We start from the raw sequence: 15,603 nt of genomic DNA, 5'->3' as shown, positions 1-15,603 counted from the left end.
TCAGCCCTCCATCGCCCGCCGCAGCCCCTCCGCCACCCGCTTCGGGCCCGGGAAGTAGTCCCATTCCAGCGAATGTGGATACGGCGTGTCCCATCCGGTCACGCGGACGATCGGCGCCTCGAGGCTGTAGAAACAGTTCTCCTGCACCAGCGCCGACAGCTCGGCGCCGAACCCGCTGGTGCGGGTGGCTTCATGGACGATGACGCACCGCCCCGTTTTCCGCACGGAGTCCACGATCGTGTCGATGTCGATCGGGATCAGCGTGCGCAGGTCGATGACCTCGCCGTCCACGCCGCTCTCGGCCACGGCCGTCATCGCGACATGCACCATGGTGCCGTAGGTCAGCACTGTCACCGCCTCGCCGGACCGCACCACCGACGCCTTGCCGAGCGGGACCGTGTAGTAGCCGTCCGGCACCTCTCCCGCGGGATGCTCGGTCCAGGGCGTCACCGGCCGGTCGTGGTGGCCATCGAACGGGCCGTTGTACAGGCGCTTCGGCTCCAGGAAGATCACCGGATCGTCGTCCTCGATCGCGCTGATCAGCAGGCCCTTGGCGTCATAGGGGTTCGACGGAATCACGGTGGTCAGCCCGCAGACATGGGTGAAGATCGCCTCCGGGCTCTGGCTGTGCGTCTGCCCACCGAAGATGCCGCCCCCGCACGGCGCGCGCACCGTGATCGGCGCGGTGAAATCGCCCACCGAGCGATAGCGCAGCCGCGCGGCCTCGGAAATCAGCTGGTCGGTGGCGGGATAGATGTAATCCGCGAACTGGATCTCCACCACCGGCCGCAAGCCGTACGCGCCCATGCCGACGGCGGTGGCCAGCAGGCCCGCCTCGGCGATCGGCGTGTCGAACACGCGCGAAGGCCCGTATTTCCGCTGCAGCCCCTCGGTGCAGCGGAACACGCCGCCGAAATAACCGACATCCTCGCCGAACACGACCACGTTCGCGTCGCGGCCCAGCATGATGTCCATCGCCGCGTTCAGCGCCTGCACCATGTTCATCGCCGCCACGATCAGTACCCCAGTTCCTGGCGCTGGCGGCGAAGGTGCCAGGGCATCTCCTTGAACACGTCGTCGAACATCGTCGCCGGGCTGTGGTGCTCGCCGGTGCCCAGCGTGCCGTAGCTTTCGGCCTCGCGTAGGGCGTCGCGCACCTCGCCGTCCACCTCCGCCGCCAACTGGCCGTGCCGCTCGTCCGACCATTCGCCGCGGGCGACCAGATGCGCCCGCAGCCGCTCGATCGGATCGCCGAGCGGCCAATGGCGTGCTTCGTCCGCCGGGCGGTACTTGCTCGGGTCGTCGCTCGTCGAATGCGCGGCGGCGCGATAGGTGAACAATTCGATCAACGTCGAACCCAGGTTCGCCCGTGCCCGGTCCGCCGCCCAGCGCGTCACCGCATACACCGCCAGGAAGTCGTTGCCGTCCACGCGCAAGGACGGCAGGCCGTAGCCCAGCCCGCGCGCCGCGAATGTCGTGCGCTCGCCGCCCGCGATCCCCTGGAACGACGAGATGGCATACTGGTTGTTGACGATGTTGAGGATCACCGGCGCGCGATAGACGCTGGCGAATGTCAGCGCGTGGTGGAAGTCGCCCTCGGCGGTGGCGCCCTCGCCGATCCACCCCGCAGCGATCCGGTCGTCGCCCTTGATGGCCGAGGCCATGGCCCAGCCGACCGCCTGCGAGAACTGCGTCGCCAGGTTGCCGGAGATCGAGAAGAACCCTGCCTCCTTGCTGGAATACATGATCGGCATCTGCCGGCCCTTCAGCCGGTCGCGGGTGTTGGAGAACACCTGGTTCATCATGTCCACCAGCGACCAGCCGCGGGTGATCAGCAGCCCTTGCTGGCGATAGGTCGGGAAGGTCATGTCCCGATCGTCGAGCGCCATGGCCTGCCCGACCCCGACCGCTTCCTCGCCGGTGCAACGCATGTAGAACGACGTCTTGCCCTGGCGCTGGGCGCGGAACATCCGCTCGTCATACGCCCGCGTCAGCATCATCGCGCGCAGACCGCGGCGCACCGTTTCGGCGTCCAGCCGAGGATCCCATGGCCCGACGGCGGCGGCATTGTCGTCCAGCACGCGGATCAGTTCGTAGGCGTGCCGCCGGATCTCATAGGGATCGACGGCGATATCAGGCCGCGTCACCGTGCCGGCCGGTGGCACCTTGACCCAACTGAAATCCGCTTCCTGCCCCGGCCGGGCCGGCGGCTCGGGCACGTGCAGGCGCAAGGGAACAGCGTTCTTCATCCGCGCTCTCCCGGCCCGGCCGGGGTTCGCGGTGCCACCCGCAAGGCGTCGTGCATGCGCATCCGCTTCTCCCACCTCAGGGGCTGGGGCACCGCCGGCGGGGCAAGCGGCTCACGGCGGTTGCACGGATGCTATCGCGATTCCGCTGCCCTGGCGATTCGTTTGAGCGACGCATCGGCACCGCAGGGCGCCGCCCTCTCCGCCACCGGCCCCAGCACGGCTTCCACGCCCGCGGCGGGCCGGAACGTCGTGCAGCCTTTCAGCCCCTTTTCGTAGGCGCGCTCATAGACGCCGGCGAAGGCCTCGAACGGGGTCTCCGCCGGGACATGGATCGTCTTGGAGATCGCATTGTCCACATGCGCCTGCAGCACGGCCTGCATGCCCAGATGCGCCTCGATCGGCACTTCGCCCGCCGTCACCATTGCGTCCGGCCCGCCGTCCGTCCGGCCCTGCCGCTCCCGCCACAGCTGCACGGCATAGTCGGTCACCACGAACGCAACCGGCCGCACCCTGCGCGTTCAGCACCATGCGGCGGTGATCCGGCGCGAACACCGGCTCGATCCCGCTCGACACGTTGCCGGCGAGCAGGCTGATCGTGCCGGTCGGCGCGATCGACAGCAGATGGCTGTTGCGGATGCCGTCGCGCGCGATGTCGTCGCGAATATCCGCAGGCAGCGCCTCGATGAACGGCGACTGCAGATACGCGGCACGCGCGAATGCAGGGAAGCTGCCCTTCTCGCGCGCGATCGCCACCGACTGCCGGTAGGCGGCATGGCAGATCGCGCGCATCGTCGTCTCCGCGAACGCCAGCGCCGCCTCGCTGCCGTAGCGCAAGCCGAGCATCACCAGCGCATCGGCCAGCCCAGTGATGCCAAGGCCGATCCGCCGCGCCCGCAGCACCGCCTGGCGCTGCTGCGGCAGCGGGAAGATCGAGGCGTCGATCACGTTGTCCAGCAGGCGCACCGCGGTCGCGGCGATATCCGCCACGCGCTGCGTGTCGAGCCGGGCTTGCGGCGTGAAGGGGTCGCGGATCAGGCGCGTCAGGTTGATCGCGCCGAGGTCGCAGGCGCCATAAGGCGGCAGCGGCACTTCGCCGCAGGGATTGGTGGCGCTGATGCGCTCGCAGTAGGCCAGGTTGTTCAGCCGGTTGATACGGTCGATGAACAGCACGCCCGGCTCGCCGGTATCGTAGCTGGCGCGCAGCAGGCTGTGCCACAACTCCCGCGCGCGCACGCGGCGCAGGATGCGGCACCCCACCGCGGCAGCATGGCCCGGCCATTCCCGCACCACGCTGTCGCCGTCTTCGTCAAGGGCGGCGGCGGGGAACACCAGCTTCCATTCCTCGTCGCGGGCCACGGCGTGCATGAGCGCGTCCGTCACCTGCACAGACAGGTTGAAGTGGCGCAGCCGGCCAGGCGCGCGCTTGGCATCGATGAATTCGGCGATGTCGGGATGGTCGCAGCGCAGCGTCGCCATCATCGCGCCGCGGCGGGCGCCGGTCGACTGGATGGTGGCGCACATCGCGTCCCAGACATCCATGAACGACACCGGGCCGGAAGCGATGGACCCCGCCGCGCGCGCCCGCGCCCCTCGCGGCCGGAGGGTCGAGAAGTCGTAGCCGACGCCGCCGCCCTGCTGCATGGTCACGGCACCTTCGCGCAGCGCCTGGAAGATGCCGGGGATCGAATCCTCGATGATCCCCATGACGAAGCAGTTGAACAGCGTCGCCTGCCGGTGGGTGCCGGCGCCGGCCTGGATGCGGCCGCCGGGCAGGAACCGGAAGTCCTGCAGGATCTCCAGGAACCGCCCTTCCCACACGTCGCGATCGGCCGGCTCGACCTGCGCCAGCGCATGCGCCACCCGTCGCCAGGTGGCGGCGACGGACAGCTCGGCCGGCGCGCCGGCGCGATAGCGCGTCTCCCAGACATGCCGCGCGATCGGCGCGGCGAGCGGCTGCTCAGCCCGCATCGTGACGGACTGCGCAGGACATGCAGGGGAGGAAGCGACCGGGCATCATGATCTCCCGCTACGTCTCCTGTGCCGAAACGAAAGCGCGCGCCTGGTTGAGCAGATCGACCACCTGCTGGTCGCGCAATTGCGGAAACTGTTCGTAGAACTGCCCGACAGCAAAGAACTCAGTGGGGGTGTCCAGGAAGATCGCCTCGTCCACTTCGCCCCGCAGCCGCCGCATCGTATCGGGCGGGGCGACCGGCACGGCCAGGATCAGCCGGGACGGGGCACGGCGGCGTGTGGCACGCAACGCCGCGCGCATGGTGGCGCCGGTGGCGATGCCGTCATCCACGACAATGGCGGGCCGTCCGCGTATGTCCACCGGCGGGTGGTCTCCGAGATAGACATGCCGGCGGCGCTCGATCTCCTGCAGCCCCGCGCGCCTGGCGCGTTCAAGGTATTCGTCGGAGGCGCCGACATGTCGGACAAGCTGCGGATCGGTCACCAGCTCCGGCTGCTCGCCGTCCGCCACCGCCCCGAGTGCAAGCTCCGGCTGCTGCGGGGCGCCGATCTTGCGGACCAGCACCAGGTCGAGCGGCGCGGCAAGAACGCGCGCGACCTCGAAGGCCACCGGCACCCCGCCGCGCGGCAGCGCGAGCACCACCGGGCGCTGGTCCTTGAACGCAAGCAGACGCTCGGCAAGCATTTGCCCGGCCTCCTGGCGATCACGGAACAGCATGCCTCACCTCCCCCGTCTGGCCCGCGAGATGGTGCAGGAACCAGGCGCGCGCCAGGGCCACGACGGCATCGAGCGCGCCGGGCTCCTCGAACAGGTGTGTCGCGCCGGGGACCACCTCAAGCCGGCATTCGCAGCGCATCCGCCGCCGGGCGGCCTCGTTGAGCGCCAGCACGTCGACATCGGCGCCGCCGACGATCAGCAGCGTGGGGGCGGCGACCGCCGGCAGCGCCGCGCCCGCCAGGTCCGGCCGGCCGCCGCGGCTGACGACGGCGCGGACGACGTTGCCAGCCTGCGCCGCCGCCACCAGCGCCGCAGCGGCGCCGGTGCTGGCGCCGAAATAGCCCAGCGGCAGGTCGCTCGTCTCCGCCGCCATTGCGGCCCAGCGCGCGGCGTGGCTGAGCCGGTCGGCGAGAAGGGCGATATCGAAGACGCAGGCGCGGCTGGCGGCCTCGTCCTCCGTCAGCAGGTCGAACAGCAAGGTTGCCAGACCGGCCTGCTGCAATTCCCGCGCGACGAAATTGTTGCGCGGGCTCAGCCGGCTGCTGCCACTGCCATGCGCGAACAGGACGATACCGCCGGGGGTGCCGTCCGGCATGCCCAGCAGCCCCGCCCCGCCGAATGGCGGCAGCGTCACGGTGACTGTCCGGCCATTCCGTGCGGCCATCGCCTGCCTCCCGTCACGGCGCCATCAAACTGCGGTCCAGGCGGCATTGCATTGATCGACATCAATCCGGGCCGGCAATTCCTCCAGGCAGCGACACGTACGCCGCCTATTGCGCGTCCTGGCCGAACGGAAAGGAAACGCGCCAGACCGTGCCGTTGCCATCCTCCGTGACCAGAAGCGCGCCGTCATGGGCAACGGCGACGCCGACGGGGCGGCCGGACACGTCCTCGTCGTCGACCACGAAGCCGGTCAGGAAATCCTCGTAGGTCCCGTCGGGAACGCCGTCGCGCAGGCGAACCCGCACGACCTTGTACCCCGTGCGCTTGCCGCGGTTCCAGGACCCGTGCAGCGCCACGAACGCGTCGCCACGAAACGACGAGGGAAAGGCCGCGACCCCCGCGCCCTGGTAGAACACCATCCCCAGCGGCGCCGAATGCGGCTGGATCAGCACGTCGGGCACGGTCACCCGGGCGGCCAGATCCGCCCGCTCGCCGCGATGGCGTGGATCCTCGTGCGGGCCGATATAGTACCACGGCCAGCCATAGAACGCGCCCTCGCGCACCCGCGTCGCGTAGTCGGGCGGGAGGTCGTCGCCCAGCCCGTCACGTTCGTTGGTGGCGCACCACAGGTCGCCGGTCCGCGGGTGGACGGCCAGCCCCGAACAGTTGCGGATGCCCGTCGCCAGCACACGCAGGTTCGTCCCATCCGGGTCGAACGCCAGCACGTCGGCTCGCAATTCCTCGTTGCCCCAGGCCGATCCCAGGCCATACCTGGCCTCGTGGCGCCGGATCTCCTCGGGCCCGAGACGCGGCATGCCCTCGGCGACATTCGAGCCGGAGCCGACCGAGACGAACATCCGCCGGCCGTCCAGGCTGAACGCCAGGTCACGCGTCCAATGATGCCCGGACGACCCGGAAAGCTTCCGCACGACAGTCTGGGCGGCGCCGCGCGCCTGCAGGTCCCCGTTGCGATAGGGGAAGCGTGCGACCGCATTGTTGCTGGCGACGTACAGCCAATCCGGGTCGGGCCCCGGCGGGAAGAACGCCATGCCGAACGGCTGGTCGAGTCCGGTCGCGAAAATCCGGACCTCGTCCGGCCGTTCAGCGCCATCCGCGGCCCGCATGATCCGGATGCGCCCGGCGCTGCTCTCGGCGATGAAGATGTCGCCATTCGGCGCGACGCGCACGATGCGGGGATTACGCAGGCCGCTTGCGAACTGCTGCACCACGAACCCGCGGGGAACGTGCAGCGAGGCCGCCGGCGGCGGGTCAGCCACGCCCGGGAAGTTGCTTGCCGACCGGCTGGCGAACGGCGGCGGCAGATCGCCCGGCGTAATCCGGCGCGCCACGCCCGGCGCATCACCGCGCCAATCGCCATAGGCGGCCGGGCCGGTCAGGACGCCCTGGGCCCATGCCGGCGACGCTCCGAGAACGCCGGCCGCGACGCAAGCGAACGCCCCCGCCCAGGACAGGTTTCGGACTAACCGCACCAGGCTGTCGCACGGGCCTCTCTCGCCGCCGGGCCTCACTGCCGGACCGGGAACGACACCCATTCGAAGCCCCGGGGACCCTGGAACAGCAGCATCACGTATTGGCGGCCCTGCTGGATCGCCTCCTGCACGTGCTGGCGCAGTTGCTCCGGCGAGGTCACCGGTTGATCGCCCACACGCACGATCACGTTCCCCGGATTGACCCCGAACATCCACGCATCGGTGTTCTCGGCGACATTGGTGACGAGCGCGCCGGTCTGGTCCGGACTGAGCTTATATTGGGCCCGCAGCGCGTCGGTAATCGGGGCGATCGTCATGCCGATCTGCGCCGTGGTCTTGAGGGCTGGCACGTCCGACGCGGCCGCAAAGGCGGCGCGATTGGCCAGGGCCGGCTTGAAGCCGGGCGTCTTCCCGAGCGTCAGCTGCAGCGTCATCTGCTGCCCGCCCCGCCACACGGTCACCGGCACCGTCGTGCCGGGAACGGAAACCGCAATCGCCCGTCGCAGCCCCCGGGCGTTATCCTCCGCCTTGCCGTTGAAGGCGGTAACGACATCGCCGAGCTTCAGCCCGGCGGCCTCGGCGGGTCCTCCAGGCTCGATCTGCGCCAGGATCGACCCGTCGGGAGTCTGCAGCCCCACGGCGCCCTGGATATTGGGCGTCACCTGCTGGATCGCGGCGCCGATCCACCCCGGCCCGACCCAATCCGGCTCCATCATGTGCACGACGGCGAACTTGGCGTCGTTCACCGGGATGGCGAAACCAAGGCCGATGGACCCGCCGCCCCCGGTGTCGGCTGCCTGAAAGATCGCGTCGTTGACGCCGATCAGCTCGCCCGCCGCGTTGAACAGCCCGCCGCCGGAGTTGCCCGGATTGATCGCGGCATCGGTCTGGATGAAGGCGTCGTAGGGGCCCTGCTGGATGTTGCGGTCGAGCGCGCTGACGATGCCTGTGGTCACCGTGCTGGACAGGCCGAGCGGGTTGCCGATGGCGATGACGGCGTCGCCCTGGCGCAGCGTGTCGCTGTCGCCGACCTTCACCGCGGGCAAGGGCTTGCCGCTGTTCACCTTGAGCACGGCGATGTCGACCTGCTGGCCCTCGACGACAAGCTGCGCGCGCAGCTGCGTGCCGTCGCTCAGGGTGATGTAGAATCCTTCGCCGTCCTTCACCACGTGCCGGGCGGTGACGATGAAGCCGTCCGGCCGCACGATCGAGCCGGAACCGAAGATGCGGGTCTTGATCGGCGGCCCCTGGCCGTCCGATGGCGGCATCATCTTCCACGTGGTGATGTTGACCACCGACGGCACCAGCTTCGCCACGATGTCCGGCAATGGCGCGTCCGCGGCGGCGGCCGTGGCGAATGTCATCGCAACGACGACGGTAACGGCCAGCGCCGGCGGCAGCCACATGTCGGCGAACCGCGCAAATGTCATGGAAGCGTATTTCATCGGCCCCGATCCCCCTGAGCTGCGCAAGGCAGGCGCCGTCGCAAGAGTAGGATCGTTCCATCGAGCCTGGGTGACGATTCGGCGCAACTTGCCCAGATGTGATCCCATCCCGGCACGATGCTCCGCCAGATCACCACCCTGGCAGCCCGGCGCATGACGCTCCACATCTGACGGCAACAAGGGGGGAACGGTCATGGTCGCGACACAGGCCACGGATTGGGAACGCCGCTACCGCGAGGGCGCCACGGGATGGGAGCGGCCGGGGATCAACCCGGCCTTCATCGCCTGGCGCTCGGACGGCACGCTCACGCCCTGCCGCATCCTGGTGCCGGGCTGTGGCCGCAGCGTCGAGCCGCTGTTGCTGGCGGAGGCCGGCTTCGACGTCACCGTCGTGGACTCCGCACCCAGCGCCATCGCCGCGCAGCAGGGCCGGCTGTCAGGCCTCCATGTCCGCGCGCATGTCGAACTCGGCGACCTGTTCGCCTGGGAAGCGCCGGCGCCGTTCGATGCCGTCTATGACCAGACCTGCCTCGGCGCCCTCGCACCCGATCTGTGGCCCGCCTATACCGGCCGCCTGCAACGCTGGCTGCGTCCGTCCGGCCGGCTGTTCGCGATGTTCATGCAGATCGGCCGGGAGACGGCCGGCCTGCCGTTCCACCACTGCGATCTCGCCAGCATGCGCACGCTGTTCGGCGACACGGCCTGGCAGTGGCCCCCGTCCCTGCCCGCGCAGGTTCCGCATCCGTCCGGCTTCACGGAACAGCCCGTCGTCCTGACGCGCCGCTGAGCCTACCGGCACGCCGTTAACATCCTGATGGGCGGGCGGTTCTCCGGCACTGCGCCGCGTGACAACCCCCGCCCCTGTGCTAGCGTCTGCGGGTCCGACGGGAGGGGTACCACCGGCCGGCCGCCCCGCTCGTCGGGCCACGCGCATCACACGGCACACGGACGTTCCGGTGGGAACGCCCGCCAGGCGCTCACCAGTGACGAGGAAACATCCGATGAAGACAAGATCCTTCCTGACGGCGGCCTTGTTCGCATCCTCCCTCGCCGTCACCGCCCCGGCGTTCGCGCAGCAGCCGGTGATCCCGATCATCGTCAAGGACACCACCTCCTTCTTCTGGCAGATCGTGCTGGCCGGCGCGCGCAAGGCGGGCCAGGACCTCAACGTGAAGGTGCCCGAGCTCGGCGCCACGTCCGAGGCCGACATCAACGGCCAGATCGCCATCCTGGAGAACGCGGTGTCGTCGAAGCCCGCGGCCATCGTGATCGCCCCCACCCAGCGCGCCGCGCTCGGCAAGCCGATCGACGAAGCGGCCACGAAGGTGAAGGTCATCGGCATCGACTCCGCCGCCGATTCCAAGGGCTTCACCTCGTTCCTCACCACCGACAACGTGCAGGGCGGCCGCATCGCCGCCGATGGCCTCGCCCAGGGCGTCCAGGCCAAGACCGGCAAGATCGAAGGCGACGTGGCGCTGATCACGGCCCTGCCGGGCGTCGGCTCGCTCGACCAGCGCGCCAAGGGCTTCAAGGAGCAGCTGGCGGCCAGGTATCCGGGCCTCAGGATCGTCGCCGACAAGGTCGCGGACGGCCAGGCCACCACCGGCCTGAACATCATGACCGACCTCATCACCGCCAATCCGAAGCTCGTCGGCGTGTTTGCCTCGAACCTCATCATGGCGCAGGGGGCGGGCCAGGCCATCGCCGAGAACAACCTGCAGAACAAGGTCACGGTGATCGGCTTCGATTCCGATGACAAGCTCGTGAAGTTCCTCGGCCAGGGCGTCATCTATGCCCTGGTCGTGCAGGACCCCTACCGCATGGGCTACGACGGCGTGAAGACGGCGCTGGCGGCCTCGAAGGGCGAGAAGGTCGCGGAATTCGTGGACACCGGGGCCAACCTGATCACGAAGGACAACATGAACTCGGCGCGGTCGCAGGAGCTGCTGAGTCCCAAGGTGAAGTAGGCCGCAAGGCTTCCGGCGCGGGAGGCGAAGGCATGTCCCTGGCTGAGACAACGGGCACCCACGGTTCCGGCCCTCCCCCGGACCGCCTGGGCGCAGCCACCCCGATCCTGGAACTGCGCGGACTCGACAAGCGGTTCCCCGGCACGCATGCGCTCAAGCAAGTGGATCTCGCCTTCCTGCCCGGCGAGGTCCACGCCATCGTCGGCGAGAACGGCGCGGGGAAGTCCACCCTCATCAAGCTGCTGACGGGCGTCTATCCCCGCACGTCAGGCGAGATCTTCTGGCACGGCCGGCCGGTCGCGCTCGCAACCCCGCACGACGCCATCGCACTCGGCATCAACGCGGTGCACCAGGAGGTGATCCTGTGCCGCCACCTCACCGTGGCGGCCAACCTCTTCCTCGGCGACGAGACGGCCAGCCTCGGCATCCTCCAGACCCGCCGCATGGAGCGCGCGGCGCAGGCGATCATCGACGACATCGGCTTCCGGATCCCGTCCGGCGTGCTGCTCGGCGACCTCACCATCGGCCAGCAGCAGCTGGTCGCGACCGCACGGGCGGCGACGCGCGGCACGAAATTCCTGATCTTCGACGAACCCACCGCCTATCTGACCCGCCAGGAAGCCGACCAGCTGTTCGCGCTGATCCGCCGGCTGCACAGGCAGGGCGTGACGATCGTCTATATCAGCCACCGGCTCGAGGAGATCTTCGAGCTGGCCGACCGGGTCTCGATCCTGCGCGACGGCAGCCTGGTCTCGACCGCGCGCATCGCCGACACCGACGAGCCGACGATCATCCGCGGCATGGTCAACCGCTCGATCGAGGACGTCTACCACAAGGAGGAAATCCCCTTCGGCCCGCCGGTGCTGGAAACGCGCGGGCTGACCGGCCGTGGCTTCCAGGACATCTCGCTCACCGTCCGCACCGGCGAGATCGTCGGCCTCTACGGGCTCATCGGCGCCGGTCGCAGCGAATTCGTCCAGGCGCTGTTCGGCCGCCATCCGAAGACCGGCGGCAGCATGATCCTCAAGGGCGAGGCGGTCACGATCCGGCGCGAATCCGACGCCATCGCCCGCGGCATCGCGCTGGTGCCGGAAAGTCGCCGCGACCAGGGCCTCTGCCTCAATCTCGGCGTCGGCTTCAACCTCAACCTGCCGATCTTCAGGCGCCTCACCCGCGGGCTCGTGATCTCGCTGCCGGCGCAGCGCGAACATGCCGACCGGCAGATCCGCGACCTGCGCATCCAGACGGCCTCGCGCAACGCGCTCGCCGCGAACCTGTCCGGCGGCAACCAGCAGAAACTCGTCGTCGGCAAATGGCTCAGCCACGGCGCCGACCTCTACATCTTCGACGAGCCGACGGCGGGCGTCGATGTCGGCACCAAGGTCGAGATGTACCGGGTCTTCGCCGCCCTGCTGAAAAGGGATGCGGCCATCATCCTGATCTCGTCGTACCTGCCCGAGGTGTACGAACTCGCCGACCGCCTCCACGTCTTCCGCGCAGGCCGCCTCGTCGCCAGCCACAGCCACAAGGACGCCGATCACGAAACCATCCTGGCCGAGGCCCTCGGCACCTGAAGCGACGCCACGCCGGTCCGACCGCCCCGCTCGCAAGGACGACCAGTCATGACGACCGCAGCCGCAACCGCCCCCGTCGCCCCGCAGACCAAGCCCAGCACCGGCCTGGGCTTCCTGATGAGCCTCACCCTGCTCGGCCTGCTGCTGGCGATGTGGATCGCACTCAGCCTCGCCACCGACACCTTCCTCACCGCCAACAACTTCGCCAACCTGATGCGCCAGGCCGCCCTCTGGGCCATCATCGCCATGGGCCAGACCTTCGTCATCATCACCGCCGGCATCGACCTGTCGGTGGGCGCCGTCATCGGCTTCTGCAGCGTGATCGTGGCGATGCTGCTGCAGGGCGGGTTCCCGGTCTGGGCTTCGGTGCTGATCACCCTCGGCGTCGGCGTGGCCATCGGCCTGTTCCACGGCTTCGGCATCGTCAAGATGGGCCTGCCGCCCTTCATCATGACGCTCGCGACCATGACGGCCCTGCGCGGCATCGGGCTGCTGATGACCAACGGCGCGACGATCTCGATCACCGTCGACCGCTTCACCGATTTCTCCCGCGGCGCGCTCCTCGGCGTCCCCAACCTGTTCTGGATGGTGATCCTGGTCGCGGTCCCGGCCTTCGTGCTGCTGCATTTGTCGCGCTGGGGCCGCTACATCTATGCCGTCGGCAGCAACGCCGAGGCGGCCCGGCTTTCCGGCGTCAATGTCAGCGTCGTGATCTTTCTAGCCTACACGGTCTCGGCCATGCTCGCGGCCTTCGCCGGCATCCTTACCGCCGCGCGCATCGGCGTCGGCGTCGCCACCACCGGCGACGGGTGGGAGCTGCAGTCGATCGCGTCCTCGGTCATCGGCGGCACCAGCCTGTTCGGCGCGGTGGGCTCGGTGCATGGGCCGCTGATCGGCTCATTCCTGCTCACCACCATCGCCAACGGCGCCAACCTGCTCAACATCAACCCGTTCTGGCAACGCATCATCACCGGCGGCCTGATCATCGTCATCGTCTATTTCGACCAGATGCGCCGGCGGCGGCGATGACGGCCACCTTCGCCCCCCAGCGCCGGGCACGGCCACGGATTTGCGGAATTCTGTCGACCAGCTGTGTTAACATCATTGCGAACGGACGACGTATCCCCATGATGAACGGGTGATACTGGGTCGGGGTCGAACAGGCCGTCCCGGTGCTGACGTGAGCCAGTAACGCGGGTGCGGTTCATGGGAGCGAAGCAATGACGCTGCAAGCAAAGCTGATGTGGGCCGGGCTGGCCGTGCTTGGCGCGATCGCTTTCGGCATCGTGGCACTGAGCCGCGGCGAGCCGGTCAACGCCGCCTGGCTCGTCATCGCATCCGCCTGCATCTACTTCATCGCCTACCGGTTCTATGCGCTCTACATCGTCGGCAAGGTATTCGCCATCGACCGGACCCGGCAGACGCCCGCCTACCGCCACAACGACGGCCTCGATTACGTGCCGACCAACCGCTACGTGCTGTTCGGCCACCATTTCGCGGCCATCGCCGGCGCCGGTCCCCTGGTCGGCCCGGTGCTCGCCGCACAGATGGGCTATCTGCCCGGCACGCTCTGGATCCTCGCCGGCGCCGTGTTCGCCGGCGCGGTCCAGGACATGACCGTGCTGTTCCTCTCGACACGGCGCGACGGCCGCTCGCTTGGCGACATGATCCGCTCCGAGATGGGCCCGGCCGCCGGCGCCATCGCCGGCATCGGCGTGCTGCTCATCTGCGTCATCATCCTGGCCGTGCTCGCCCTCGTCGTCGTCAAGGCGCTGGTGGGCAGCCCGTGGGGCACCTTCGCCGTCTTCGCCACCATCCCGATCGCCTTGCTGATGGGCATCTATGTGCGCTTCCTCCGGCCCGGCCGCATCGGCGAGATGTCCGCCATCGGCGCGGTGCTGCTGCTGCTGGCCCTGATCTATGGCCGCACCGTCTCCGAAACCCCGGCGCTCGCGGCGTGGTTCAACCTGCCTGGCGACATGCTGGCGCTGCTCATCATCGGCTACGGCTTCGTCGCCTCGGTGCTGCCGGTGTGGCTGCTGCTGGCGCCGCGGGACTACCTGTCGACCTTCCTCAAGGTGGGCACGATCCTGCTGCTGGCGATCGGCATCATCGTGGTGCGCCCCGACATGCAGATGAGCGCGGTGACGCGTTTCATCGACGGCACCGGACCGGTATGGGCCGGCAGCGTGTTCCCGTTCCTGTTCATCACCATCGCCTGCGGTGCGGTGTCCGGCTGGCACTCGCTCATTTCGTCCGGCACCACGCCGAAGATGATCGAGAACGAGGACCAGATCTGCTTCATCGGCTATGGCGGCATGCTGACGGAGTCCTTCGTCGCGATGATGGCGATCATCAGCGCCAGCGTGATCCATCCCGGCGTCTACTTCGCCATGAACAGCTCGGCCGGCCTGATCGGCACCGACCCCGCGCAGGCGGCGCAGGTGATCACCGGCTGGGGCTTCGCCGTGACGCCGGACATGCTGACCCAGATCGCCCGTGACGTGGGCGAGACCAGCATCATGTCGCGCACTGGCGGCGCCCCCACGCTGGCGGTGGGCATGGCGAGCATCCTGTCCGAGTTCCTGGGCGGCCGCGTGCTGATGGGAATCTGGTACCACTTCGCCATCCTGTTCGAGGCGCTGTTCATCCTCACCACCGTCGACGCCGGCACGCGCGTCTGCCGCTTCATGATCCAGGACCTGGTCGGCAACGTGGTCCCGGCGTTCAAGGCAACCGAGTCCTGGGCCAACAACATCATCGGTTCGGCCCTGTCCTGCGCCTTGTGGGGCTATTTCCTCTACCAGGGCGTCATCGACCCGCTGGGCGGCATCTGGACCCTGTGGCCGCTGTTCGGCACCGCCAACCAGATGCTGGCCGCCATCGCGCTGACCCTGTGCACCGTCGTGCTGTTCAAGATGAAGCGCCAGCGCTACGCCTGGGTGACGGTCGTGCCGACCGCCTGGCTCGTGGTCTGCACCGTCACCGCCGGCCTGCAGAAAGTGTTCAGCCCCGATCCGGCGGTCGGCTTCGTCAGCCACGCACGCCTGCTCGGCGACGCCGTGGCGGCCGGAAAGGTGCAGGCGCCCGCGAAATCGCTGGCGGAGATGAACCGGATCATCTTCAACGACTATGTCGACGCCACCCTGGCCGCCCTGTTCGTCGCCATCGTTGTGGCGACCGTGGTCTACGGCCTGATCACCAGCTGGAAAGCCCTCGGCAACCCGAAGATCACGGCCATCGAGGTCGGCGGCGCCGGCGTCCTGGCAGGAGGCAGCAATGACTGAGATGGCAATGGCGCGTGCCCGCCTGGTCTGCGAGGTCGTGGCGAAGACCGCGCGCCTCATGGTCGGCATTCCCGACTACCCGACCTATGTCACGCATCGGCAGACCTTCCATCCCGACCAGCCGGTCATGACCTACGAGGAGTTCTTCCGCGAGCGCCAGGCCGCCCGCTACGCCATCGGCAAGGGCCGGTTCAGGGGCTGCTGCTGAGCCTCCGGGAGAGCGCGGCGGCCGGCGGCGG

The 15,603-nt window shown here is 68.9% G+C and carries 14 protein-coding genes; 6 read left to right on the top strand and 8 right to left on the bottom strand.

Features of this window, described 5'->3' with window-relative positions; translation table 11 throughout:
• From OL599_RS11820 to OL599_RS11785, 8 genes are all read right to left on the bottom strand, one after another.
• Positions 1 to 1,005 (bottom strand): alpha-ketoacid dehydrogenase subunit beta, encoded by a 1,005-nt coding sequence (locus OL599_RS11820; RefSeq protein WP_264714016.1) that lies wholly within the window; start codon positions 1,003 to 1,005, stop codon positions 1 to 3.
• An 11-nt stretch (positions 1,006 to 1,016) separates the two neighbouring features.
• A complete protein-coding gene (locus tag OL599_RS11815) occupies positions 1,017 to 2,249 on the bottom strand; it encodes a 3-methyl-2-oxobutanoate dehydrogenase (2-methylpropanoyl-transferring) subunit alpha (RefSeq protein ID WP_264713948.1) in 1,233 nt (410 codons plus the stop codon).
• A 131-nt stretch (positions 2,250 to 2,380) separates the two neighbouring features.
• On the bottom strand, positions 2,381 to 2,629 hold the full coding sequence (locus tag OL599_RS11810; protein ID WP_264713947.1) for a hypothetical protein: 249 nt from the start codon (positions 2,627 to 2,629) through the stop codon (positions 2,381 to 2,383).
• Positions 2,532 to 4,217 carry an adenosylcobalamin-dependent ribonucleoside-diphosphate reductase gene (locus OL599_RS11805; RefSeq protein WP_264713946.1) on the bottom strand — a complete coding sequence of 562 codons (1,686 nt, stop codon included), beginning with the start codon at positions 4,215 to 4,217 and terminating at the stop codon, positions 2,532 to 2,534. The genes OL599_RS11810 and OL599_RS11805 overlap by 98 nt, the downstream gene beginning before the upstream one ends.
• Positions 4,218 to 4,275: 58 nt before the next feature.
• Entirely contained in the window at positions 4,276 to 4,938 is a 663-nt protein-coding gene (locus OL599_RS11800; protein WP_264713945.1) for a phosphoribosyltransferase, read from the bottom strand.
• Entirely contained in the window at positions 4,925 to 5,602 is a 678-nt protein-coding gene (locus OL599_RS11795; RefSeq protein ID WP_264713944.1) for a dienelactone hydrolase family protein, read from the bottom strand. The genes OL599_RS11800 and OL599_RS11795 overlap by 14 nt, the downstream gene beginning before the upstream one ends.
• Positions 5,603 to 5,708: 106 nt before the next feature.
• A complete protein-coding gene (locus OL599_RS11790) occupies positions 5,709 to 7,091 on the bottom strand; it encodes a PQQ-dependent sugar dehydrogenase (RefSeq protein ID WP_264713943.1) in 1,383 nt (460 codons plus the stop codon).
• 35 nt (positions 7,092 to 7,126) lie between these two features.
• Positions 7,127 to 8,521 (bottom strand): trypsin-like peptidase domain-containing protein, encoded by a 1,395-nt coding sequence (locus OL599_RS11785; RefSeq protein ID WP_264713942.1) that lies wholly within the window; start codon positions 8,519 to 8,521, stop codon positions 7,127 to 7,129.
• 208 nt (positions 8,522 to 8,729) lie between these two features.
• Between OL599_RS11785 and OL599_RS11780 the strand changes: the two genes are divergently transcribed.
• The 6 genes from OL599_RS11780 (at position 8,730) to OL599_RS11755 (ending at position 15,572) form a co-directional block, all read left to right on the top strand.
• Complete coding sequence (locus OL599_RS11780; RefSeq protein WP_264713941.1) at positions 8,730 to 9,323, top strand: TPMT family class I SAM-dependent methyltransferase; 594 nt, start codon at positions 8,730 to 8,732, stop codon at positions 9,321 to 9,323.
• A 214-nt stretch (positions 9,324 to 9,537) separates the two neighbouring features.
• Positions 9,538 to 10,503 carry an ABC transporter substrate-binding protein gene (locus tag OL599_RS11775; protein WP_264713940.1) on the top strand — a complete coding sequence of 322 codons (966 nt, stop codon included), beginning with the start codon at positions 9,538 to 9,540 and terminating at the stop codon, positions 10,501 to 10,503.
• A gap of 32 nt (positions 10,504 to 10,535) precedes the next feature.
• Positions 10,536 to 12,077 carry a sugar ABC transporter ATP-binding protein gene (locus tag OL599_RS11770; RefSeq protein WP_264713939.1) on the top strand — a complete coding sequence of 514 codons (1,542 nt, stop codon included), beginning with the start codon at positions 10,536 to 10,538 and terminating at the stop codon, positions 12,075 to 12,077.
• A gap of 48 nt (positions 12,078 to 12,125) precedes the next feature.
• Positions 12,126 to 13,106 (top strand): ABC transporter permease, encoded by a 981-nt coding sequence (locus OL599_RS11765; protein WP_264713938.1) that lies wholly within the window; start codon positions 12,126 to 12,128, stop codon positions 13,104 to 13,106.
• 191 nt (positions 13,107 to 13,297) lie between these two features.
• Positions 13,298 to 15,364 carry a carbon starvation CstA family protein gene (locus OL599_RS11760; RefSeq protein WP_264713937.1) on the top strand — a complete coding sequence of 689 codons (2,067 nt, stop codon included), beginning with the start codon at positions 13,298 to 13,300 and terminating at the stop codon, positions 15,362 to 15,364.
• Positions 15,357 to 15,572: a YbdD/YjiX family protein gene (locus OL599_RS11755; RefSeq protein WP_456306700.1), complete on the top strand. Its 216-nt coding sequence runs from the start codon at positions 15,357 to 15,359 to the stop codon at positions 15,570 to 15,572. The genes OL599_RS11760 and OL599_RS11755 overlap by 8 nt, the downstream gene beginning before the upstream one ends.
• Positions 15,573 to 15,603 lie beyond the last annotated feature (31 nt).

The organism is Limobrevibacterium gyesilva, assembly GCF_025989185.1.
Classification (GTDB): Bacteria; Pseudomonadota; Alphaproteobacteria; order Acetobacterales; family Acetobacteraceae; genus Limobrevibacterium; species Limobrevibacterium gyesilva.
Note: the sequence above shows the minus strand (reverse complement) of the source record. Positions and strands in the feature narration are given on the sequence as shown.

What these genes read in the sequence shown, in the direction of transcription:
- OL599_RS11820 (WP_264714016.1), bottom strand. Translation starts at nt 1,005, where the DNA reads ATGAACATGGTGCAGGCGCTGAACGCGGCGATGGACATCATGCTGGGC.
- OL599_RS11815 (WP_264713948.1), bottom strand. Translation starts at nt 2,249, where the DNA reads ATGAAGAACGCTGTTCCCTTGCGCCTGCACGTGCCCGAGCCGCCGGCC.
- OL599_RS11810 (WP_264713947.1), bottom strand. Translation starts at nt 2,629, where the DNA reads ATGCAGGCCGTGCTGCAGGCGCATGTGGACAATGCGATCTCCAAGACG.
- OL599_RS11805 (WP_264713946.1), bottom strand. Translation starts at nt 4,217, where the DNA reads ATGCGGGCTGAGCAGCCGCTCGCCGCGCCGATCGCGCGGCATGTCTGG.
- OL599_RS11800 (WP_264713945.1), bottom strand. Translation starts at nt 4,938, where the DNA reads ATGCTGTTCCGTGATCGCCAGGAGGCCGGGCAAATGCTTGCCGAGCGT.
- OL599_RS11795 (WP_264713944.1), bottom strand. Translation starts at nt 5,602, where the DNA reads ATGGCCGCACGGAATGGCCGGACAGTCACCGTGACGCTGCCGCCATTC.
- OL599_RS11785 (WP_264713942.1), bottom strand. Translation starts at nt 8,521, where the DNA reads ATGACATTTGCGCGGTTCGCCGACATGTGGCTGCCGCCGGCGCTGGCC.
- OL599_RS11780 (WP_264713941.1), top strand. Translation starts at nt 8,730, where the DNA reads ATGGTCGCGACACAGGCCACGGATTGGGAACGCCGCTACCGCGAGGGC.
- OL599_RS11775 (WP_264713940.1), top strand. Translation starts at nt 9,538, where the DNA reads ATGAAGACAAGATCCTTCCTGACGGCGGCCTTGTTCGCATCCTCCCTC.
- OL599_RS11770 (WP_264713939.1), top strand. Translation starts at nt 10,536, where the DNA reads ATGTCCCTGGCTGAGACAACGGGCACCCACGGTTCCGGCCCTCCCCCG.
- OL599_RS11765 (WP_264713938.1), top strand. Translation starts at nt 12,126, where the DNA reads ATGACGACCGCAGCCGCAACCGCCCCCGTCGCCCCGCAGACCAAGCCC.
- OL599_RS11760 (WP_264713937.1), top strand. Translation starts at nt 13,298, where the DNA reads ATGACGCTGCAAGCAAAGCTGATGTGGGCCGGGCTGGCCGTGCTTGGC.
- OL599_RS11755 (WP_456306700.1), top strand. Translation starts at nt 15,357, where the DNA reads ATGACTGAGATGGCAATGGCGCGTGCCCGCCTGGTCTGCGAGGTCGTG.